The organism is Methylobacterium sp. NFXW15, assembly GCF_049887755.1.
Classification (GTDB): domain Bacteria; phylum Pseudomonadota; class Alphaproteobacteria; order Rhizobiales; family Beijerinckiaceae; genus Methylobacterium.
This window is the reverse complement of the sequence record NZ_JAGEKG010000002.1, coordinates 151,733-173,233: the sequence shown is the minus strand read 5'-3', so window position 1 is coordinate 173,233 and position 21,501 is coordinate 151,733. Positions and strand designations below refer to the sequence as shown.

At 66.9% G+C, this 21,501-nt stretch carries 20 protein-coding genes; 13 read left to right on the top strand and 7 right to left on the bottom strand.

What is annotated here, in order from left to right; genetic code table 11:
- Positions 1 to 17 precede the first annotated feature (17 nt).
- Positions 18 to 1,037 carry a WcbI family polysaccharide biosynthesis putative acetyltransferase gene (locus J4O73_RS05085; RefSeq protein ID WP_426215215.1) on the top strand — a complete coding sequence of 340 codons (1,020 nt, stop codon included), beginning with the start codon at positions 18 to 20 and terminating at the stop codon, positions 1,035 to 1,037.
- A 1-nt stretch (position 1,038) separates the two neighbouring features.
- On the opposite strand, the gene J4O73_RS05080 is transcribed toward J4O73_RS05085, so the two are convergent.
- Positions 1,039 to 1,434: a response regulator gene (locus J4O73_RS05080; protein ID WP_426215213.1), complete on the bottom strand. Its 396-nt coding sequence runs from the start codon at positions 1,432 to 1,434 to the stop codon at positions 1,039 to 1,041.
- A 370-nt stretch (positions 1,435 to 1,804) separates the two neighbouring features.
- Between J4O73_RS05080 and pal the strand changes: the two genes are divergently transcribed.
- From pal to glmM, 6 genes are all read left to right on the top strand, one after another.
- Positions 1,805 to 2,314, top strand: coding sequence for a peptidoglycan-associated lipoprotein Pal (pal, locus tag J4O73_RS05075; protein WP_426215982.1), 510 nt, complete (start codon positions 1,805 to 1,807; stop codon positions 2,312 to 2,314).
- A gap of 120 nt (positions 2,315 to 2,434) precedes the next feature.
- On the top strand, positions 2,435 to 3,415 hold the full coding sequence (gene ybgF / locus J4O73_RS05070; protein ID WP_426215211.1) for a tol-pal system protein YbgF: 981 nt from the start codon (positions 2,435 to 2,437) through the stop codon (positions 3,413 to 3,415).
- The gene (tilS, locus tag J4O73_RS05065; RefSeq protein WP_426215209.1) at positions 3,412 to 4,476 is read left to right on the top strand and encodes a tRNA lysidine(34) synthetase TilS; all 1,065 of its coding nucleotides are present in this window, start codon (positions 3,412 to 3,414) and stop codon (positions 4,474 to 4,476) included. Before ybgF ends, tilS begins: the two co-directional genes overlap by 4 nt.
- A gap of 64 nt (positions 4,477 to 4,540) precedes the next feature.
- A complete protein-coding gene (gene ftsH, locus J4O73_RS05060; protein ID WP_426215207.1) occupies positions 4,541 to 6,463 on the top strand; it encodes an ATP-dependent zinc metalloprotease FtsH in 1,923 nt (640 codons plus the stop codon).
- A gap of 373 nt (positions 6,464 to 6,836) precedes the next feature.
- A complete protein-coding gene (locus J4O73_RS05055) occupies positions 6,837 to 7,580 on the top strand; it encodes a sulfite exporter TauE/SafE family protein (protein ID WP_426215205.1) in 744 nt (247 codons plus the stop codon).
- A 132-nt stretch (positions 7,581 to 7,712) separates the two neighbouring features.
- Positions 7,713 to 9,053, top strand: coding sequence for a phosphoglucosamine mutase (gene glmM, locus J4O73_RS05050; RefSeq protein ID WP_426215203.1), 1,341 nt, complete (start codon positions 7,713 to 7,715; stop codon positions 9,051 to 9,053).
- Positions 9,054 to 9,072: 19 nt separating this feature from the next.
- Here glmM and J4O73_RS05045 read toward each other — a convergent pair whose 3' ends face one another.
- Complete coding sequence (locus J4O73_RS05045) at positions 9,073 to 9,405, bottom strand: MmcQ/YjbR family DNA-binding protein (protein ID WP_426215201.1); 333 nt, start codon at positions 9,403 to 9,405, stop codon at positions 9,073 to 9,075.
- A 207-nt stretch (positions 9,406 to 9,612) separates the two neighbouring features.
- On the opposite strand from J4O73_RS05045, the gene J4O73_RS05040 reads away from it, so the two are divergent.
- The 3 genes from J4O73_RS05040 (at position 9,613) to J4O73_RS05030 (ending at position 11,873) form a co-directional block, all read left to right on the top strand.
- Positions 9,613 to 10,497: an outer membrane protein gene (locus tag J4O73_RS05040; protein WP_426215199.1), complete on the top strand. Its 885-nt coding sequence runs from the start codon at positions 9,613 to 9,615 to the stop codon at positions 10,495 to 10,497.
- A 193-nt stretch (positions 10,498 to 10,690) separates the two neighbouring features.
- On the top strand, positions 10,691 to 11,599 hold the full coding sequence (locus J4O73_RS05035) for an outer membrane protein (RefSeq protein ID WP_426215197.1): 909 nt from the start codon (positions 10,691 to 10,693) through the stop codon (positions 11,597 to 11,599).
- A gap of 16 nt (positions 11,600 to 11,615) precedes the next feature.
- Positions 11,616 to 11,873 (top strand): hypothetical protein, encoded by a 258-nt coding sequence (locus tag J4O73_RS05030; protein ID WP_426215195.1) that lies wholly within the window; start codon positions 11,616 to 11,618, stop codon positions 11,871 to 11,873.
- On the opposite strand, the gene J4O73_RS05025 is transcribed toward J4O73_RS05030, so the two are convergent.
- Complete coding sequence (locus J4O73_RS05025) at positions 11,874 to 12,422, bottom strand: HNH endonuclease (protein WP_378966549.1); 549 nt, start codon at positions 12,420 to 12,422, stop codon at positions 11,874 to 11,876.
- 566 nt (positions 12,423 to 12,988) lie between these two features.
- Here J4O73_RS05025 and J4O73_RS05020 point away from each other — a divergent pair.
- Positions 12,989 to 15,664, top strand: a complete 2,676-nt coding sequence (locus tag J4O73_RS05020; RefSeq protein ID WP_426215192.1) for a DUF3772 domain-containing protein — start codon at positions 12,989 to 12,991, stop codon at positions 15,662 to 15,664.
- Here J4O73_RS05020 and J4O73_RS05015 read toward each other — a convergent pair.
- Positions 15,661 to 16,680, bottom strand: a complete 1,020-nt coding sequence (locus J4O73_RS05015; RefSeq protein WP_426215190.1) for a diguanylate cyclase domain-containing protein — start codon at positions 16,678 to 16,680, stop codon at positions 15,661 to 15,663. The two genes, J4O73_RS05020 and J4O73_RS05015, sit on opposite strands and share 4 nt — an antisense overlap.
- Before the next feature lie 190 nt (positions 16,681 to 16,870).
- Between J4O73_RS05015 and J4O73_RS05010 the strand changes: the two genes are divergently transcribed.
- Entirely contained in the window at positions 16,871 to 17,335 is a 465-nt protein-coding gene (locus J4O73_RS05010) for a CAP domain-containing protein (RefSeq protein WP_426215188.1), read from the top strand.
- Between the two features lie 299 nt (positions 17,336 to 17,634).
- Entirely contained in the window at positions 17,635 to 19,413 is a 1,779-nt protein-coding gene (locus J4O73_RS05005; RefSeq protein WP_426215186.1) for a glucan ABC transporter ATP-binding protein/ permease, read from the top strand.
- 85 nt (positions 19,414 to 19,498) lie between these two features.
- On the opposite strand, the gene J4O73_RS05000 is transcribed toward J4O73_RS05005, so the two are convergent.
- From J4O73_RS05000 to J4O73_RS04990, 3 genes are all read right to left on the bottom strand, one after another.
- A complete protein-coding gene (locus J4O73_RS05000) occupies positions 19,499 to 19,891 on the bottom strand; it encodes a hypothetical protein (protein WP_426215184.1) in 393 nt (130 codons plus the stop codon).
- 120 nt (positions 19,892 to 20,011) lie between these two features.
- Positions 20,012 to 20,515: a DUF192 domain-containing protein gene (locus tag J4O73_RS04995; protein ID WP_426215182.1), complete on the bottom strand. Its 504-nt coding sequence runs from the start codon at positions 20,513 to 20,515 to the stop codon at positions 20,012 to 20,014.
- 100 nt (positions 20,516 to 20,615) lie between these two features.
- Positions 20,616 to 21,209 (bottom strand): cold-shock protein, encoded by a 594-nt coding sequence (locus J4O73_RS04990; protein ID WP_426215180.1) that lies wholly within the window; start codon positions 21,207 to 21,209, stop codon positions 20,616 to 20,618.
- Between the last annotated feature and the right edge of the window lie 292 nt (positions 21,210 to 21,501).

Genomic DNA, 21,501 nt, shown 5'->3' with positions numbered 1-21,501 from the left:
CAAGACAAGCGCGCCACGTGGCCCTGACCGATCTGCCCCGGCGGGCGCGCCATGCCCTCTCCCTCTCCGCCCCTTCCTGGGCGACAGCGTGGCGGAACAGGTCGCGTGAGGAGCAGGCGCGGAGCGGCCCTTCCATCGCCATCATCGGGAATTGCCAAGCGAGGGCACTGGCCCAGGCCCTCCGCCTGCTCGCGCCGCAGAGCCCCGTCCGGTACTTCTCCATGGGAACGCTGAAGCGCGATCATGGGTCTCTCGAGGCCCTCGCCCGCCTTCTGCATGGGCATGACCACGTCTATTCGCAGGCCTTCCCGGACGGCCTCATCCCCGGCGGTGGCAGCACGCAGTTGGCGCAGGCCGAGCCGCGCCTGAAACTCGTTCCGGCCCTCGTCTTCTCCGCCTTCCACCCGGACATGGTCTACGCGGGGGCGGCCTCGGACCTCGCCGCCCTGAAGCTCGCGCCCTCCCCGCTCGGGCAATATCACTCGGCCATCGTCCTCACGGCCCATCGGCTCGGGCTCGATGCCGCGCGCGCGGTGTCCCTGTTCCGGGAGGACGTCTTCGCCCGGCTCGGCTATCTCGATCGCTGGGAGCCGGCGGTGCGGGAATTGTCGGCCGCCGCCGAGCAGGCTGGTTTCTCCCTCGACCGCGAGCTGACGCGCTGGGCACGACGCGGCGCCTTCATGCACCTGATGAACCACCCGAAGGCGTTCGTGGTGGGCGACATCGCCAAGCGGATGCTACGCGAGGCAGGCATCGAACCGGCGCCGGTCGAGATCGAGGACTATCTCGCCGACGAACTCATCCACGATGTGGTCTGGCCGATCTATCCGCCGGTCGCCGCGCAATTCGGGCTGACGGGATCCTACCTGTTCAAGGCCAAGGCGCGGGCCGGGTCTTTTCCCGTGCTCTACGACCTGCCGAGTTTCGTTGCGGCGAGCTATGCGCTGTACGACGGGTCGAGCGCGGCGAGCCGGCATTGCCCCCGCGTCGAGGCGTGGCTCGCAGCACCCGAAATCGTAGCGATGTTCCGAGGCTGATTCAGACCGCCGCCTGAAGATGCGGAGGCTCGAAGCCCGCCGCCATGGCCCGCACCGCTGCATCGACCTCGCGGATCTGGAACGGCTTGCGCAGGAACAAGCTGCCCGGCACCCCGCGGCGGAGGCTCATCGTATCGGCCGAGGTATAGACCACCGGCCCTTCGGGCTTGATCGTGCGGAACGCGCCCGCCACCGTCCAGCCGTCGATGAGACCGGGGAGGTGGATGTCGGTGAGCAGAGAATCGATCTCGCCGCCGCGCCTGCGCAGCAGGGTGAGAGCGGCCTCGCCGGTGGAGGCTTCCAGAACGCGGATGCCGCGAGCCTCGCAGAGGCTCGCGACGATCTCCAGAAGGAGATAGCTATCCTCGACGATGAGGACGCTTTGAGCGCGGGGCATGGCGGGCGCACCGGTGAACGGGACGATTCATGTTTGGCTCGTCGGATTAAGATGCGCTTAATCATGTGCGAAGCTTGTCGCGTCCGCTGGGCTTGTGTCATTCCGGCCACGTAACGCCCGGAAAGAGAGCTGCACGCCCTCCGGTGCCGCTCCCCGGCCGTATTCACGGCGCTTCAGCAGGGGGCGGGTGCGTCCCCGCACGCCGCATCTCAGCAGATCGGCCGATGCAGCCATCCCGGCGCCCCGCTGAACCCTGGCTTAACCATCGTAGCCTTAATGGGACGCAGGCAATCGGCCGCGGCCCCGCCTCGAAGACCCAAGCCGGCCTTCGGCACCGCGCGAGGAGTTCTTGAATACGATGTCCGCGATCATGACCCGGCGCCTGCGCGCCGCCGCCCTCGGTTTCTCCGTCATCGCCGCCCTCGGCCTCGGCGCGTGCAGCAAGGATAGCGACCTCGCCGACGCCTCGGCCTACGGCGCCGGGGGCGCCAATGGCGGCGCTTCGACTCCCGGCAGCGCCCAGGACTTCGTGGTGAATGTCGGTGACCGGGTGTTCTTCGAGTCCGACTCGACCGACCTGTCCCCCACGGCCACCGCCACCCTCGACAAGCAGGCCGCCTGGCTCCAGCGCTATCCGCGCTACACCTTCATCATCGAAGGCCATGCCGACGAGCGCGGTACCCGCGAGTACAATTTCTCCCTCGGCGCCCGCCGCGCCCAGTCGGTGTTCGACTACCTGACCACCCGCGGCATCGCCGCCGGCCGGATGCGGACCGTCTCCTACGGCAAGGAGCGCCCGGTGGCCGTGTGCAACGATATCTCTTGCTGGTCGCAGAATCGTCGCGCCGTCATCGTGCTCGACAGGGGTGCGGGCGCCTAATCGCGCGCACGGCCGTCTTTTTGCCGCGGACGGGGGGTTCTGATACGGGGCTCCCCGCCGTATGTCGCCGCCGATGCGGCTCCGGGAGCCGCGTTGTCCCAGACCGCAAGCCCGAGCCCCATGATCGCCCGTCTTCGCCCCCGCCTCCTCGCCGCGACATTCCTCCTCCCGGCGCTCATCGCCCCGGCAGCGGCGCAGGACGTCGATGTCTCGGAACTCGTCGTCCGGCTCGGACGACTCGAGAGCCAGTCCCGCACCATGTCGGGGCAGATCGAGAACCTTCAATACGAGAACCGCCAGCTCAAGGAGCAGCTGCGCAAGTTCCAGGAAGACGTGGAATACCGCCTGAACGAGTCGAAGGGCGGCAAGCCCTCGTCCGGTGGCGGCGCGTCCGCCCCTGCGCAGGGTCCCGTCAATGGCGGCAATCCCGGTGCCAACCCGCCGCGCTCGCAGAAGCGCAGCGACGCGTTCGATCCGTCCCAGAACCCCGCCGCGCCGGGCGCGCCGATGCAGCTCGGCACCACCGAGCCGTCTGCGCCGCTGCCTCAGCGTCAGACCGCCGAAGCGGCTCCCCTCCCCCGTGGTGCCATTGACGACGAGGGCGAGGCGGGCGGCTACGACGAGCCCGTCGACCTGAACCCGCCTCGCCGGACCGGGGCCATCCCCTCCGTTGCGCCGCGCCCCAGCGAGAGCGTCGCCGCCACCGGCACGCCGGATGCGGGGGCCGATTATGATGCCGCCGTGGAGCTGTTCCGCGCTCGCCAGTACGAGCAGGCGGAAATGGGTCTCCGCCAGTTCCTGCAATCGCATCCCCGCGATGCCCGCGTGCCCGGCGCGACCTACTGGCTGGGTGAGAGCTATCTCGCCCGAGGCCGCACCCGTGAGGCGGCTGAGCAGTTCCTGAAGGTTTCGACCGACTACGCCCGCTCTGCCCAGGCGCCGGAGGCGATGCTGAAGCTCAGCGTGTCTCTGAACGCGCTCGGCGCCAAGGAGCAGGCCTGCGCCACCCTTGCGGAACTGGAGCGCAAGTTCCCGAATGCCGGGACCGGCGTGCGCCAGGGCGTGACCCGCGAGCAGAAGCGCGCCCGCTGCACGGCGTGACCGGACCGGACGATCCGGTTCTCGATGCGCTCCGCCCCTGGCTGAAGCCGGGCGGGGCGGGACACGTGCTCTTGGCCGTCTCGGGCGGTCCTGATTCAACCGCGCTGATGTACGCCGCCGCGAGCCTGCGGCCGACGAGTCCGCTGCTCGTCGCCACGATCGACCATGGCTTGCGGCCTGACGCCGCCGCTGAGGCCGAAGCTGTCGGGCGCGCGGCCCATGCGCTCGGCCTGCCCCATGCGGTGCTGTGCTGGCGCGGCGACAAGCCGATCACCGGCCTTCAGGACGCCGCCCGCGCTGCCCGCTACCGCCTCCTCGCGGACCATGCCGCTCAAGCGGGCGCCGATCTCGTTCTCACCGCCCATACCCGCGACGATCAAGCCGAAACGGTCCTGATGCGCCTTGCCGCGGGCAGTGCCCTCGCCGGATTGGCGGGGATGCGTCCCGAGCGACAACTCGCCCCTGGACTGCGCCTCGGGCGGCCCTTCCTCGGCCTCGACAAGACGGCTCTGGTCGGCTGGTGCGAGGCCCGCGGCATTCCGTTCGTACGCGATCCGTCGAACACGAATCCTCTCTTCGCCCGTGCGCGTCTCCGCGCGGCGGCGAAGGCCCTCGCCGCCGAGGGCCTGACGAGCACTCGGCTCGCGCGCCTTGCCGAGCGGGCTGCCCGCGACGAAGCGGCACTGCGCCAGGCGGCCCAGTGCGCCTTGCTCGATATACGGCTGTCCGCGCCGGATGGAGGGATGCGCCTCGACGGCCTGCGTCTACGTGATCTGCCGGAGGCCGTGGCGCTGCGCTGCATCGATCTGGCAATCGAGGCCGCGGGGGGATCGGGCCACCGGCTCGAACGGCTCGAAGCACTCGTGTTCACGCACCTCCTGCCGGCCCTGCGCGCCGGAACGACGATGCGGCGGACCCTTGCGGGGCTCGTGATCGGCGTCGATGCGCGCGGAATTCTGATTTTTTCCCCTGCACCCCCACGGAAGAATGCCGGACCTGCGTCACCCACGACCGGCTTACTTGGCAACGGGGACCCCCCCGCCTACATTGGCGATGCGTGATCGGACAGGCTGGCGCTGTTGCGCGAAGGCCATCTGGGGGACCGCGCGCGCCAAGGATCGATCGATGAACCCGAATTTCCGCAACTTCGCCTTGTGGGTCGTCATCTTCCTGCTTGTGCTCGCCCTCGTCACGCTGTTCCAGAATCCTGGGCATCGGGGCGGCGGCAGCGAGATCGCCTACAGCCAGCTGTTGAACGATGCCGATGCCGGCAAGATCCAGTCGGTGGTGATCTCCGGGCAGGATGTGTCCGGGACCTACGTGGGTGGCGGCAACTTCACCAGTTACGCGCCCAACGACCCGAGTCTCGTGTCCAAGCTTCAGGGCAAGGGCGTCCAGATCACCGCGCGCCCGCCGTCCGACAACACGCCGTGGTTCATCCAGCTTCTCGTGAGCTGGCTGCCCATCCTCGTGTTCATCGGTGCCTGGATCTTCCTGTCGCGTCAGATGCAGTCTGGCGCGGGCCGGGCCATGGGCTTCGGCAAGTCGAAGGCCAAGCTCCTCAACGAGGCGCATGGGCGTGTCTCCTTCGATGATGTCGCCGGCGTCGAGGAGGCCAAGGAGGATCTGCAGGAGATCGTGGAGTTCCTCCGCGACCCGCAGAAGTTCCAGCGCCTGGGCGGCCGCATCCCGCGCGGCGTGCTCCTCGTGGGCCCGCCCGGCACGGGTAAGACCCTCATTGCCCGCGCCGTCGCGGGTGAGGCCAACGTGCCGTTCTTCACCATCTCCGGCTCGGACTTCGTGGAGATGTTCGTGGGCGTCGGCGCCAGCCGCGTGCGCGACATGTTCGAGCAGGCCAAGAAGAACGCGCCCTGCATCATCTTCATCGACGAGATCGACGCGGTCGGCCGCCATCGCGGCGCGGGCCTCGGCGGCGGCAACGACGAGCGCGAGCAGACCCTGAACCAGCTCCTCGTGGAGATGGACGGGTTCGAAGCGAACGAAGGCGTCATCATCATCGCGGCCACGAACCGTCCCGACGTGCTGGACCCCGCCCTGCTGCGTCCGGGCCGGTTCGACCGTCAGATCATGGTTCCGAACCCCGATGTGACCGGCCGTGAGCGCATCCTACGCGTCCACGTCCGCAAGGTGCCCTTGGCTCCCGATGTCGATCTGAAGACCATCGCCCGCGGCACCCCCGGCTTCTCGGGTGCGGACCTGATGAACCTCGTCAACGAATCGGCTCTGCTCGCCGCCCGTCGCGGCAAGCGGATCGTGACGATGCACGAGTTCGAGGATGCCAAGGACAAGGTGATGATGGGCGCCGAGCGGCGTACCCTCGTCATGACCGAGGACGAGAAGCGGCTCACCGCGTACCACGAGGGCGGCCACGCCATCGTCGCCCTCAACGTCCCGGCGACCGACCCGGTCCACAAGGCCACGATCATCCCCCGCGGCCGGGCGCTCGGCATGGTCATGCAGTTGCCCGAGCGCGACAAGCTGTCGATGTCGTTCGAGCAGATGACCTCGCGGCTGGCGATCATGATGGGTGGCCGCGTCGCCGAGGAGATGATCTTCGGCCACGACAAGGTGACCTCCGGCGCCCAGTCGGACATCGAGCAGGCGACCCGCCTCGCGAAGATGATGGTGACGCGCTGGGGCTTCTCGCCCGAACTCGGCACCGTGGCCTATGGCGACAACAACGACGAGGTCTTCCTCGGCATGTCGATGGGGCGCCAGCAATCGGTGTCCGAATCGACCGCCCAGAAGATCGACGCGGAGGTTCGGCGTCTGGTCGAGACCGGTCTTACCGACGCCCGGCGGATCCTTGCCGAGCGGAAGGACGACCTCGAGTCTCTGGCTCAGGGGCTCCTCGAATACGAGACCCTGACCGGCGAGGAGATCCGCAACCTCATCAAGGGCCAGCCCCCGGTTCGCGACGGTGGCGATACGCCCTCGACACCGGCCCGGCCGTCTTCCGTCCCCTCTGCTGGCCGTGGTCGGCCGAAGGAGAGCGATGGCGGGATGGAGCCACAGCCGCAGGTCTGACCTGTCAGCACTGACGTGATTGGGGGCGCCGTGAGGCGCCCCTTTTCTTTGCGCTTCCCCTCAGCCCGCTCCGTCATTGCGAGCGCAGCGAAGCAATCCAAGGGCGGGAGGGCGGCTTACAGCCGTGGCGCTTCCCTGGATTGCTTCGTTCCTCGCAAAGACGGTGAGGGTATCAGGCCCGCCACCAACCTTTCCGGTCAGAGTCTCAGATGGCGGCGCATCCCTGGATTGCTTCGCTGCGCTCGCAATGACGGCGGGCGTGTAGGCATTCGTGACAAGCTTTGCGTTTTGTCTGCTTAGCCATTCGTGATGCTTGGCCGTATGGATCTTCGGTGTTTCAAGGTCCGCTGACGACCTCATCACCCCACGAACAATGTCCTCCACCGTCGCCATCGTTGCGCTCGGAGCCGTCACGGCAGGCTTCGTCCAGGGGCTCTCCGGCTTCGCCTTCGGGCTCGTCGCCATGTCCTTCTGGGCTTGGGTGATCGATCCGAAGCTAGCCGCGGTGCTGGCGGTCACGGGGGCCTTCACGGGCCAAGTGGTCGCGGCCTTCTCGGTGCGGCGGAGCTTCGACCGCGCCACCTTGGTCCCATTCCTCTTGGGTGGTCTCGCGGGCATCCCGATCGGCGTCGGGCTGCTGCCTCATCTCGATATGATGTGGTTCAAGGCGCTCCTCGGTTTGCTTCTCGTCCTGTGGTGCCCGGCGATGCTGCTGGCGAAGGATCTGCCGCGCGTCACCATCGGCGGGCGACCAGCGGATGCCGTGGTCGGGCTCTGCGGCGGCATCCTGAGCGGGTTCGGGGGCTTCACCGGCACGCTCCCGACCCTGTGGTGCACCTTGCGCGGCTACGAGCGGGATACGCAGCGAGCAGTGATCCAGAACTTCAACTTGTCGATGCTGGCCGTCACCCTGACGAGCTACATCGCCACCGGCCTCCTGACGCGGGAGGCGCTGCCAATGCTGGCCATCGTCCTTCCGAGTATGCTGGTGCCGTCCTTTCTCGGTACCCGGCTCTATCTCGGCATCAGCGAGGCGACGTTCCGCAGGCTGGTGCTGATGCTGCTGACTGTTTCGGGCCTGACACTTCTCGGCTCGGCCGTTTCCCGTTGGCTCTGACGAAGCCCGCCCCATTTCGACCGCCTTTGTCGCGGAGCACCCGATTCACCACGCCATCGCCCGAAGCTCGGCCGATGGGCGATTTTTGCTATGATGATCGGGTGCGCCCCGCACGGCGCAGGAGATGCGACGTTGCGCAAGTATTTCGGGACCGACGGCATCCGTGGCCGCGCCAACGGCATCATCACGCCGGAGCTCGCCCTCAAGGTTGGGCAGGCGGCGGGCCTCGTCTTCCAGCGCGGCGACCACCGCCATCGGGTGGTGATCGGCAAGGATACGCGCCTCTCGGGCTATATGATCGAGACCGCCCTCGTCGCAGGTTTTACCTCGGTCGGCATGGATGTGCTCCTCCTCGGCCCGGTGCCGACGCCGGCTGTGGCGATGCTTACCCGGTCGATGCGCGCCGATATCGGCGTGATGATCTCGGCCTCGCATAATCCGTTCGAGGATAACGGCATCAAGCTGTTCGGCCCGGACGGGTTCAAGCTCAACGACGAGGTCGAGCGCGAGATCGAGGCCCTGATCGATGCCGAGCTGCACACCAAGCTTGCGGGCTCGTCCGACCTCGGCCGGGCGAAGCGGATCGAATCCGTCCATGCCCGCTACGTCGAATTCGCCAAGCGCACGCTGCCCCGCTCCGTGACCCTGGAGGGTCTGCGAGTGGTGGTCGATTGCGCCAATGGCGCCGCCTACCGCGTCGCCCCCGAGACTCTGTGGGAACTCGGTGCCGAAGTCATCAGCATCGGCGTCGAGCCGGATGGCTTCAACATCAATCGGGATGTCGGGTCGACCGCGCCGACCGCCCTGGTGGACATGGTGCGCGAGCGCAGGGCCGATATCGGCATCGCCCTCGATGGTGACGCCGACCGGGTGCTCATCGTGGACGAAAAGGGCCAGGTCGTGGACGGCGACCAGTTGATGGCTGCCATCGCCCGTTCCTGGCAAGAGGACGAGCGCCTCACCCAGCCGGGCGTGGTCGCCACCATCATGTCAAACCTCGGCCTGGAACGCTTCCTTGGCGGCCTGGGGCTCAACCTCGCCCGGACGGCGGTGGGCGACCGCTACGTGCTCGAGCATATGCGCGAGCACGGCTACAATCTCGGCGGCGAGCAATCCGGCCACATCATCATGTCGGATTACACCACCACGGGGGATGGTCTCGTGGCGGCTCTGCAATTGCTCAGCGTCGTCCAGCGCAGCGGGAAGCCGGTGAGCGAGGTGTGCCACTGCTTCGATCCGCTGCCGCAGATCCTCAAGAACGTTCGCTACCGCTCCGGCGAGCCCCTGCGGCAGGACAGCGTGGTGACGGCAATCGAACAGGCCCGCGGACGGCTCGGCCAATCCGGTCGCCTCGTCATCCGCCCGTCCGGTACGGAACCGGTCATCCGCGTGATGGCCGAGGGCGATGACCGGAGTCTCGTGGCGGAAGTCGTCGACGAGGTGGTCGAGGCCGTCGCCAAGGCCGCCGCCTGAGTGAGGCTCGGCAACGGCTTTATTCGTAAAGGGAGACGAGGTCGCTCGGCGCGGTGACGCGCCATGCCGCGAGCAGCGCCTCGCGGAGGGTCTCCTCCTCGCAATCGGGCAGATCGAGATTGGTCCACCCCCTCCGGCCCCACGAGCCGTCGAGGGGCTGGAATAGGTCCGGCTCGGCTTCACAGAATGCGTCCTGCACCTCCGGCGTCAGGCGCAGCACGAGCCTGTCCTCCTCGATCCAGAGCGTCGCGAGCACCCGGCCCCCGACACGGAAATCCGGATTGCCGCGATGAGCGCCCTCGATGACGTCGGGTAGCAGGCGCGCCAGCGCCCGCACATCGTCTCCGTTCATCGCCTCTCCCTATCCGACAATGATTCTCCCTCATCCGCGTCGCATTCCGAGATTTTAACGCCTCGGTAAGACTTCAAGCGCCGCGCGAATCCTTGATCAGGGATAAAATTTAACGTTAAGCTCGGTTTAAGGTCTTTCGGGCACCTTCACGAATGTCTCACGGCCGGAGAGCAGTTTCCGGCGCACGATACGAGTGAAGGAACCCTTATGGCCCGCTCCAAGCTTCATGCTGTGGTGCGCGTCGCGACGCTCGTGGCGAGCGTCGGCGCACCCTGCCTCGCCCTAGCTGCGGATCTCCTCCCGCCGCCCCCGCCGCCGCCCATGCCGCCGCCGGTCGAGTTCGCGGGAGGCTGGTACCTCCGTGGCGATGTCGGCGCCAGCATCTACACCGCGCCGAAGTACAGCGTGAACGACATCCCCGGAACGGTCTTCTTCGGTGAAGCGCAGTCCGGCGGGCTCTTCGCGGGCGTCGGTGTCGGCTACCAGTTCAACAACTTCTTCCGCGCTGACGTGACGGGCGAGTACCGCACCGCCGCCCTGCGCCTGTCGAGCTACAACGACTTCGGCACCGGCATCAACAACGACGTCACCGGCCGCAACTTCAACCTGACCAGCGGCCACTACGATGCGGCCGTGGTTCTGGCGAACGCCTATTTCGACCTCGGCACGTGGTACGGCATCACGCCGTTCGTCGGCGGCGGCGCGGGTGTGGCGTTCAACAACTTCTCGGGCTTTACCGATAGCGGCATCACGAATTTCACCTACCCCTTCCGTTTCAACCAGCCGACCTCGCCCGGCTTCTTCAAGACGAAGTCCACGGAAAGCTTCGCCTGGGCGCTCCATGCCGGTCTCGCCTATGACGTGACCCCGAACTTCAAGGTCGAATTGGCCTACCGCTACCTGAACCTCGGTCATGGCCAGACCGGCGCGCTGACCTGCCTCGACGTGTCTTCGCCGCCCTGCACCACGGTGCTGAAGGCGAAGAACATCGAAGCCCACGATATCAAGCTCGGCCTGCGCTACATGATCGGCACCGCCTTCGTGCCTCCGCTGCCGCCGCTCATGCCCGAGCCGCTGGTGACGAAGTACTGATCCACCCAATCAATAACTTTCAAACGGCGCGGGCTTCCCGCGCCGTTTGCGTTTTTGCGACCGCGTCGATCGAGGTGCTTTCAACTCAGGACACCTAAAGATTTTCAAATTCAACGCTCGATTAAGGTTACTACTGTACACGAAAGGAGTGGCGTGAAGACTCATCTGCTTCGCAGCCCCGAGGATTGTTGGGATGCGTAAGATCTTGATTTCGCTGGTCGCCGTGGGCGCAGCCGGAGCGGCCCAAGCCGCCGATCTCGATTACGATTACCTCCGCGGCGCCGATTACGACCCGCCGCCCTCGGCGACGATCGACTGGAGCGGTTTCTACATCGGTGGTCACGGCGGTTGGACCTCGAACAGCCTCGGCTACGGCAACACCGCCCGTCCGATCGTGGCGAGCTATCTGCGCCAGACCGTGATCGAGAACGAGATGGGTGTCTCGTCCCTGCTCTCGACGCCGACGAGCAAGCGCGTGAACGGGACGTCCTTTGGCGCCTATGTCGGCTTCAATGCTCAGTTCGATGATATCGTGCTCGGTATCGAAGCCGATTACACGCATTTCGGAACTGCCGGCAGCGTATCAGACCGGATCGGTCGCACGATGGTGACGAGCGACGGCTATTTCAACACCGTCAACCTTGCGGCCACCTCATCCACCAAGGTCACGGATTACGCATCGCTGCGGGCGAGAGCCGGTTACGCATTCGGCAATTTCATGCCTTACGTGACCGGCGGCGTCGCCATTGGCTCAGCCCAGGTGACGGACAAGGTCAGCATTCAGGTCGCTGGCTACGATCAGACGACCTACCGGGCCAACCTCGCCCAGGGCGCGGGCGGCACGCCCGCGTTCGTCAACAGTTACGGCTACAGTGCCTTCAACCAGGCCAACCCAGGCGCGGGCATTCTGGCGGCTCCTTACATCTTCAATCGCACGAAGACGAAGACCGTAGCGGGCGTCGCGGCGGGGGCGGGTATCGAATACGCGATCACGCCGAACATCCTGCTCCGTGCCGAATATCAGTACGTGCTGTTCGACGCGTTCGAGGGCCACAAGGCCAACCTGAACACCATCCGCGGCGGCGCGGCGATCAAGTTCTGAGCCTGGAGGCTTCGCCATGACACAGGGTTCGCGGGCCATCCGCCTGCCGCTCGTTGCGATCCTCCTCTGCGGTGGGCTTCTGCCCGCCACGGCGCGCGACGACGTCTTCTCCGATGCGCCTCCGCGCCGGGTCTATCTCAAGCGCCACCACGCCCTACGCGTCTACGGCCCGCCCCCGGCCATCGTGAGCGGCTACCTGCCCCGCAACAACGGCGTGCCGATGTACAACGAGCCGCCGGGCCCGCGCGCGCGCTACGGCTATTACGGCCGCTGATCAGCTTTCCAGCTCGCTGTCCCAGTAGAGATAGTCGAGCCAGGTGTGGTGATACTGGCGGTGGTCGAATTCGGGCTGGCGGTGGTGCAACTCGTACCGCGTCGGCCGCCGCGGCTCGTTCATGAGCGGCATCTCGGCTTCGTCCGGCGTGCGATTCGCCTTGCGGAGGTTGCAGGGCGAGCAGGCCGCGACGACATTCTCCCAACTCGACAGGCCACCCCGCGAGCGCGGGACGACGTGGTCGAAGGTCAGGCCGCCCGAAGGCAGGCGCAGGCCGCAATATTGGCAGGCGAAGCCGTCCCGCAGGTAGATGTTGTAGCGGGTGAAGGCCGGGCTTCGTGCCAGCGCCACATAATTCTTCAAGGCCACCACGCTCGGCACCCGCAGCGACCGCGAGGGTGAGCGCGCCTCCACGTCGTAGCTCGCGACCAGGGTGACGCGGTCGAGGAACAGCGCCGTGAAAGCGTCCTTCCAGGACCAGAGAGACAACGGATTATACGAGAGCGGCCGATAATCCGCGTTCAGGACGAGTGTTTGAAGGTCCATCATCGGCACGACTCGCTCACGGCTATCTCTGGCGCGTCCAGCGCGCGGGAAGTGTCCCGCGCCCCGCCCATCCCCCGCGCTCGCGGCCGGAAACGGGCGGAGAGCGCCGTCGGGATGCTGCCGCCAAGCAGATCCCGGCGCACGCCTCGCGCGGTGTCGAAAGAAGGGTGAGGTGGTGCGACAGGGCCGGGGGCCGGCGCGAAGACGCGCCGGGTCTGGCACTCGGATACGGTACGCGGCCGGGCCGGGGCGTCACTGCCGCTGGCCGCGCCCCTTCGCTAAATGACGAAAAGGCCCTGTCCATAAGGCGTTCATCTAAGCTCACCGTGACAGCCTTGTGAAGCTTTTCGTGTCCGGTCGCAGGGACGCACCCACACCTCAGTCAATCCCGCGAGATGCCCCCGCGTTCGCTGCACCGCGTGAGCTCGGGGGTTGGGTCCCGCACGCTTTGGCCTTATTCCTCTGGCGAAACGGCGGCCCCGCGCGGTCCGCCCACCGCGACTCGCCCGCGAATCGCCGGACGCCCGCCGCCCAGGCGCCACCCCGGCCACCCGTCGAGAGGTTTGCTCATGCTGTTTTCGCCAGTGCGCGTGTCGACGCCGCACGGCCCGCGCCGGCTCCACACCACGCCGCTCGCGTTTCTGGCCACCCTCATGGTGGCTTTGTGCCTTGCCTCCCCCCTTGCCACCCCCCTCCCCGCCTCGGCCCAGGAGCCCGCCGCACCGCCGCCGGCCGCTCCAGCCAAGCCGGATCAAGCGAAGCCGACCGAGGGAAAGCCGGGTGAAGCGAAACCCGGGGAGGCGAAGGCAGCGCCCAAGCCTCCCATCGTGCTGCCGGAGCCCCCGAAGGAGTTCAAGGAGGTTCGCGCCAAGCTTGATCAGGCCAAGGCCCAGCTCGACAAGGATGAGAAAGAGCTCGCCAATCCCGACCTGAGCGCCGTCGACCTCACCCGCATCCGCGATGCGGTGCAGACCGTGAGCGACGAGGTCCGCGAGATCGTCGGACGCCTCGATGATCCGCTCGCCTCGGCTAAGGAGCGACTCACCCAGCTCGGCGCCAAGCCGAAGGAGGGCGAGGAGAGCGCCGACGTCGCCCAGCAGCGCGCCGAGCGCGAGGCCGCCGTCAACCGGATCGACGAGACCCAACGCCTCGCGCGCTCCCTGGTGGTGCAAGGCGACCAGATCATCGACCGCGTGTCGAACCGGCGCCGGGCCTCCTTCGCCAAGGACCTGTTCAACCGGACCCAGCCGCTCATCAGCCCGAGCCTCTGGACGAAGGTGATGGCGGACGTCCCCCGCGACACGCGCTCCCTTCAAAGTGCGCTCTCGGATATCGGCCTGCTGTTCTCGCGCAACGGCAGCCTCGGCAACCTGCTGGTGCTGGGCCTTGCCTTCGGCATCTCGGTCGCCCTGTATTTCGGGCGGCGCAACATCGCCCCCCGGGCGGCACGGCGCGACGAGAGCAAGACGGAGCCGTCCCGCCGGGCGACGCTTCTCGGGGCGTGGCGCGTGATCCTCGTCGGTACGGTTCCGGCGGTCGCCGGATCCTACGCGGTCTACTACGCCCTCGATGAGACCAATCTGCTGCCGTCCCGCCTGCTTCCCGTGGCGGGGATGATCCTCTGGGGGCTCGCCTTCATCGCGGCCGTCGAGGCCCTGTGCGACGGGTTGCTGAGCCCGGACAAACCGAACTGGCGCCCCGCGCCGGTCAGTGATTCCGCGGCGACCCGGCTCAAGCTCCTGGCGGTCGGCATCGCCACCATCGCGGTGGTGGTGAAGTCGGTCGAGGCGCTGAACTCCGGTATCTCGGCAGCCCTGCCGATCTCCATCGCGACGAGGGGCATCGGCGCCCTGGCGACCGCGCTCATCCTCGCCATCGGCCTGCACCGGTTCGCGGATACCGAGGACGAGGAAGAGGCCTGCTTCGGTCCCTACGTGCCGACCAAGACGACCACCGGCATCGGCGGACCCGCGCGGCTGCTCGGCTGGATCGCGGTGGCGGTGATCGGTTTTGCGGCGCTTGGCGGCTACGTGGCGCTCGCGACCTTCATCATCGACCAGATGATCTGGACGGCCAGCGTACTCGTGCTGCTCTACCTGCTGGTGCAGAGCGTCGAGACCTTCCTCGGCAAGGCGCTGACGGACGGGAGCCGACTCGCCACGGCGCTCCAGGCCAATACCGGCCTGCGCAAGCGGTCGCTCAACCAGATCTCGGTGCTGGCGACGGGTGCCGCCCGCGTCGTTCTGATCCTGCTGGCGGCTTTGCTGATCCTGGCGCCCTGGGGACTCGATTCGACCGACATCGTGTCCTCGATGCGCTCGGCCTTCTTCGGCTTCCAGGTCGGCGGCGTCACGATCTCGTTGTCCTCGATCGTGCTGGGGATCGGCGTCCTGGCGATCGGGGTGATCATCACCCGCGCGATCCAAAGGTGGCTCGACCAAACCTACCTGCCCGCCACCGACCTCGATGCGGGCCTCCGCAATTCGATCTCGACGGTCGCCGGGTATTGCGGCTTCCTGCTCTCGCTGGCGCTTGCCTTCTCGTATCTCGGCCTGAGCCTCGAGAAGATCACCATCGTGGCCGGCGCCCTCTCGGTCGGTATCGGTTTCGGTCTTCAATCCATCGTCAACAACTTCGTCTCGGGCCTGCTGCTCCTGTGGGAACGGCCGATCCGCGTCGGCGATCAGGTGGTGATCGGCGACTCGGAGGGCATCGTGAAGCGGATCTCGGTGCGCTCCACGGAGATCCAGACCTTCGACCGTTCGGCGGTCATCGTGCCGAACTCGAACCTCATCTCCGGCATCGTGAAGAACCGGGTACGTGGCGACAGGACGGGACGGCTCTCGCTCCTCGTCAACGTGCTGCGCAATCAGGATCCGGTGAGGGCGGCCGAACTCATCACTGGCTGCGCCGACGCACATCCGAACGTCGTGCGCGATCCGCCGCCCCGCGTCGTATTCCGCAAGATCGGCGACACCTTCCTCGAATTCGAGCTGCTGGCCTGGATCAGCGACGTGTCGCTCGGCCTCAAGGTGCAGACGGACCTGAACTTCGCGGTGTTCAAGACGCTGACGGAGTCCGGCCTGATCCCGCCCCTAGGACCTGGCTCCAGCGTCGTCACCATCCAGGGTCTTGACGGCATGCAGAACGCGATGGGCGAAATCGCCAAGACCTTCGTCCGCCCGAACCCCGATGCCGACAAAGGTCCGCAGGCCCCGGCCATGCCCCAGACCGCGCCGCTTTAACCGCCAGAGCGGCCGGCCGCCGCAACGTGGAGCTTTTCGTCCCCCTCGGGGTCGTCGATCCGCGCCGCGTTGCGGCCCGTCTTCTTGACCGCGTAGAGCGCGGCATCGGCCCGGGCGAAGAGATCGTGATGCGGGCCCTTACCCGCACGGGCGATGCCGACCGAGGCGCCGACCTTCAGTAGGAGGCCGCCATGGGGGAACGGGCAAGCGAGGCCCGCGACGATGGCCGTGCCGAGGGTGCGCAGGGCCGACGTCTCGGCTGGAGGGGGCATGAGCACGGCGAATTCATCCCCGCCGAGGCGCGCGACGAGGTCGGCGCTCGCGCAGATCTGCGCCAGCCTCGCCCCGGCTCGTTTGAGACACGCATCGCCCGCCGCGTGGCCGTGCTCGTCGTTGATGGCCTTGAACCCGTCGAGATCGATGAGGATGAGCGCACCCGGAGCCACCCGTCCATCGGCCTCCGGTTCGCGGAAGCGGCGCTCGAAGGCCCGGCGGTTCGGAAGCCCGGTCAACGCGTCGAGATCGGCGCTACGCTTCAACTCGGCGAGGCGGACGATATCCATCGTCACATCCTGATGCGTCCCGAACAGGCGGACCGGAACGCCATCGCGCATCTCGATGCCCGCCCGCGACCGCAGCCAGCGTCGCTCGCCACGCGGCGTGACGATTTCCGTATCGACGGCGAAGCCTGCGCCCCTGGCGATGGCCCGGGCGCGCAGGGCCTGGAGCAACCGCCGCGACGCGTCGTCATACAGGTCGAGGATGCGCGGGCGGTGGAGGCGCGAGCCGCGCGGCAGACCGAACACGTCGAAGCTGTTTCCGGACCAGTCGAGGGTGTCGTCCCACAATCGGCATGACCACAGACCCGCGCCGCCCGGCAGGTCCGCCTGCCTGATGATGCCATCCTGGCGTGTGAGGAGTGCGGCCTGCGCGCGGATGATCGCGGACTGGATAGCCAGCCGTGCCGCCGCCTTGTCGCCTGCCTCGGAATGGGGGATGTCGGCTCGCCCTGACATCTCACCGTGCTCGCCTGAGATCGGCTGATCGTGCCGTATCCCGGTAAACGTTCGATCAAGCACGGCCCCCGATGCGAATTCGTAACGCCACGCCTATATGCGGCTCTCCCTTGCTGAGTTGTCGATCGAGGCGGATGTGAGCGAACGGCCCGGACGGAGAGCGGGACAGGGATACGGATTCGTCGCCGCGTTGACGGTCACGGCCGTCCTCGGTGCCTGCGCCGCGAACACGCCCGTCACGAACACGGTCCCCACGCTCTACCTGCCGCTCGCGTCGAACACGGCACAGGTCGATACCGGGACCGCGCGGGACATGATCTCGTCCTACCGGCGCAATCACGGCGCAGGCCCGCTCGCCCTCGATCCGGAGCTGCAAAAGCTTGCGGAAACGGAAGTGGCCGCCATGGCCGCCGCCGACCGTCCGAGCCAAGCGCAGACGGTGAAGTCGGCCGTGACGCGGCTCGGCTACGAAGACGTGAACGCGAACCTCTCCGCCGGGTACCATACCCTTGCGGAAGCCTTCTCGGGCTGGCGCGAGAGCCCGCCGCACAATGCGACCATGCTGGCGCCTCAGGCGACCAAGATGGGCATCGCCACCGCCTACGCGCGGGGGTCCAAGTACAAGGTGTACTGGGCGTTGCTCACCGCGCGCTGAAGCGACGCTGCCGGTCAGTCCGACGCCAGTGCGGCATGCTCGGCGACATGATGCTGCCTACGGCCCCCTGAGCGATAGGAAACCTGGCACAACCGGTGGCCAGCTTTAGTGTCATAGACTGAACGAAACGTAAAAGTCGCAGGGATCCTGTCACATCCCGTCATCGCCCGTTCAGCCGGGACAGGGCATAAGCGCCTCGTCACATGGGGCATTGCCCCGGCAAGCGGGCGCACCCCGCTGTTGGCATTGGGGGACGGTTCCCGCCTGATCAGGGCCGGGTCCGTCGGCGGAGCAGTAAGATGGTTCGTCTTTACGGACGGGTTCTTGGTTTCCTGAAGGCGGAGCGGGGTCTGGCGACCTCGCTCGCTGTCGCCAACGTGCTGTTGGCCGTGGCGGCTTTCGCTGAACCGTTGTTGATGGGCCGGATCATCGACGGGCTCACGCATCTGAAGCGTGGCGGCAACGCCATGTCCCAGATGCTGCCGCTGATCCTGGCCTGGGTTGGTTTCGGTTTCTTTACCATCGGCGCAGGTGTCTTCATCGCCCTGCATGCCGACCGGCTGTCTCACCGCAACCGCCTGTCCAGCATGGCGGCCTATTTCGAGCACGTGCTGGATCTGCCTCTGGCCTTCCATTCGGCCAACCATTCCGGCCGCGTCCTCAAGGCGATGCTGGAGGGCACGAACGGCATGGCGTGGCTGTGGCTCGGCTTCTTCCGCGACCACCTCGTGGCCCTCGTCTCCCTCGGCGTGCTCCTGCCGATGACCCTGTTCATCAACTGGCAGCTCGGTTCGATCCTCGTGGTGCTCGTGCTTGCCTTCACGGCGCTCACCACCTTCGTGATGCGCCGGACCGAGACCCTTCAGGGTCAGGTGGAGCACTTCAATTCGGGCCTCGCCGCTCACGCCTCGGATGCGCTCGGCAACGTCGCCGTCATCCAATCCTTCACCCGCGCCAAGGCGGAGAAGGACGCGATGCGCGACATCATCGCCAAGCTGCTCGCCGCACAGATCCCTGTCCTGTCCTGGTGGGCGCTTGCGAATGTCGCGACCCGCGCTTCGGCCACGATCACCATGACTGCGATCTTCGTGACCGGCATCTCGCTCTACCAGGCAGGTACGACCACCGTGGGTGAGGTTGTGGCCTTCATGAGCCTTGCGACCGCCTTCGTCTCGCGCCTCGACCACGTGGTCGGTTTCGTGAACGGCCTGTTCCAGCAGGCGCCGAAGATCGCCGAGTTCTTCGCGATCTACGATACGGTGCCCGCCGTGGCCGACCGGCCGCACGCCAAGCAGGTCGCTCGTTTCGAGGGCGAGGTCACCTTCGAGGACGTGACCTTTTCCTACGACGGCCGCCGTCAGGCGCTGGATGGCGTCTCCCTCTCGGCCAAGCCGGGTGAGACCATCGCCCTGGTCGGCACCACGGGTTCGGGTAAGTCGACCACCCTCGGCCTGCTTCACCGCAGCTTCGACCCGGCCTCCGGCGCGATCCGCATCGATGGCCTGGACGTGCGGGATGTCGCTCTCTCGTCGCTGCGCCATAACATCGGTGTGGTGTTCCAGGAGCCGATGCTGTTCGCCCGCTCGATCCGCGAGAACCTGCAGGTCGGCCGTCCGGACGCGACCGATGCCGAGATGCTGGAGGCTCTGGACCGCGCCCAGGCCGGGGAGTTCATGGCCCGGCAGGCCGATGGGCTCGACACGATCATCGGCGAACGCGGCCGGTCTCTGTCGGGCGGCGAGCGTCAGCGCCTCTCGATCGCTCGCGCCCTGCTGAAGAACCCGCCGATCCTCATCCTCGATGAGGCGACCTCGGCGCTCGACGCCGCGACCGAGCGCAAGCTCCAGGGCGCCCTGGAAGCGGTGATGGAGGGCCGGACGACCTTCGTGATCGCCCACCGCCTCGCCACCATCCGCGATGCCGACCGGATCCTCGTGTTCCACGAAGGCCGGATCGTGGAGAGCGGCACCTTCGACGATCTGGTGGACCAGAACGGCCGATTCGCCGACCTCGCCCGCGCTCAGTTCATGGCGGCGCAGGCCGACGACGCCGAGAGCGGCCTCGCCCTCGCGGCCTGAGGCTCGCCGAACAAACAGAAGGCCCCGGTGATCCAGCGATCACCGGGGCCTTTGTCGTTTGACCGTACGTGAAAACGGATCTGCCTCACACTGCTGCGTAGCGCCGGGACGCCACGCGAACCGGGACGGCAACAGGTGCCTCGCGCGGGCGGAGGACGTCGGCGAGAGAGACGAAGCCCTCGGCCGCGCGCTCGTCCGAGGCACGTAGACCGAAGCCGAGAGCGAAGGAGCGAGTGAGTTCACCGTCCCTCTCGATGCCGAACCGGTCGAGAGCGGTGAGGAACGCCTCCCGAAACAGGCTCGGGCGGCACCACGACTTCTCGGCCATCTGCAACGGCCAATCCCACAGGCGCTCCGCCCGGCGCGAGGCGACGGAGCCGCGGGCGATGAAATAGCCCGTTCCGCGATGCTCCAGCCCGTCCTCTTGGACGGACCATTCGGCATTGCGGAAGAGTTCGACGGAAGCCGCTTCGCTCATCGGGAAGGCCCCAGGTGTTAATGGAACGTTCCAAGAACACTGGACCGTAACAACGGACACGTCAAGCGCTCGTTCCCGAAGCGTTCGCGGTCGTCCCGTTGAGGAGGTTGCTATCGCCTGTCAGCGCTTGCCGAACATCGGATGCTCGACCCGATCGCCCGCCTTGATACCGAGACGCGCGGCCGTCCCGGCATTGAGTTCGAGCACAGCCAGTACAGGGCCATTCGAGGGAATGATGGCTGTCGACAGCGGCTCCGTATCCGCAGCGACGCGCGAAACCGTCCCGTCCGGGCGGATGAACACCATGTCGAGCGGCAGATAAGTGTTCTTCATCCACATGGTGACCGGCTCGTTGCGTTCGAAATCGAACAACATGCCGTGGTCGGAAGCCATATGGCGGCGGAACATGAGGCCTCGGCTGCGCCCGGCATCATCGCGCATCACCTCCACCGAGAAACGGCGCGGGCCACCCTGCGTGGCGATGGTCAGGGGCTCGGTCGGAACCGGCGCGGCCTTCACGACAGTCTGAGCGGATGCCGTGTCGAGGCAGACGGGCGCGAGCCCGAGACCCGCCGCCGAGAGGAGACAAGCCAGGATGCGTGCGGATCGTGAAACGCTGGTCAAGAGTCGAGCCTCACACGGATCGGGCCGTCGCGGCCCGTGGACATTCCGTCATAGCCCGTTGAAGCCGAGAGCGCGACGCGCCGGCCGGTCACGATTCGTCTCAGTGAGACGAGGGTAGGCCCCCTTCGATAAGCCGCACCTCGGCCGCCATCACACCCTTCGAACCGTCGCCGTAGCGCACGAGGACCGCCTCGCCCGGCTTCAACTCGGCGATGCCATAGCGGCGCAGCGTCTCCATGTGGACGAAGATGTCCGGCGTACCATCACCCCGGGTCAGGAAGCCGAATCCGCGCAGGCGATTGAACCATTTCACCACCGCCGTCTCGAGGCCGCTCGTCGGCGTCACCGTCACGTGGGTGCGCGGCATCGGCAGTTCGGACGGGTGCAGGGCCGCCGTCTGGTCGAGGGAAATCACCCGGAAAGCCTGCCAGCCGCGAGGCTTCTGCACCGCCTCCACGACGATGCGCGCACCTTCGCTCGCCGCCTGGAACCCATCCCGGCGCAGACACGTGACGTGCAAAAGCACATCGGCGGAGCCGTCATCGGGGACGATGAAGCCGAACCCCTTGGCCACGTCGAACCATTTCACGCGGCCGGCCACCTCGACAAGGTCCAGGGGCTCCTCGGTGCGTTCGGCGATCTGCCCCTCGGGCAGTTGGGGGATCTCCGGCCCGGATCCGCGTTCGTCAGACATGGCCGAAACTACCTACACTGAATCGCGGTGCGCGCTCACGAGATAAGATTAACGAAGTCCTGAATCGCTGAAAGCCCATTTGGCCAGCAACGGCGCTCGTCCGCGTTGCAATCTTGGCCGGGGCGGCGCGCCCGCAACAGTTTTAAGGGTTCGATAAGGTCCGGCTGCAGGCCCTGCGACACTTATGCAATCATAGATTGAGATACGAAGGTGGATGAAGACACGCCATCCGTCCGAATGCGACTTCCAGCATGACCGTCCGGTGGTCACGAGAAGGTGAAAGCTATAGCGG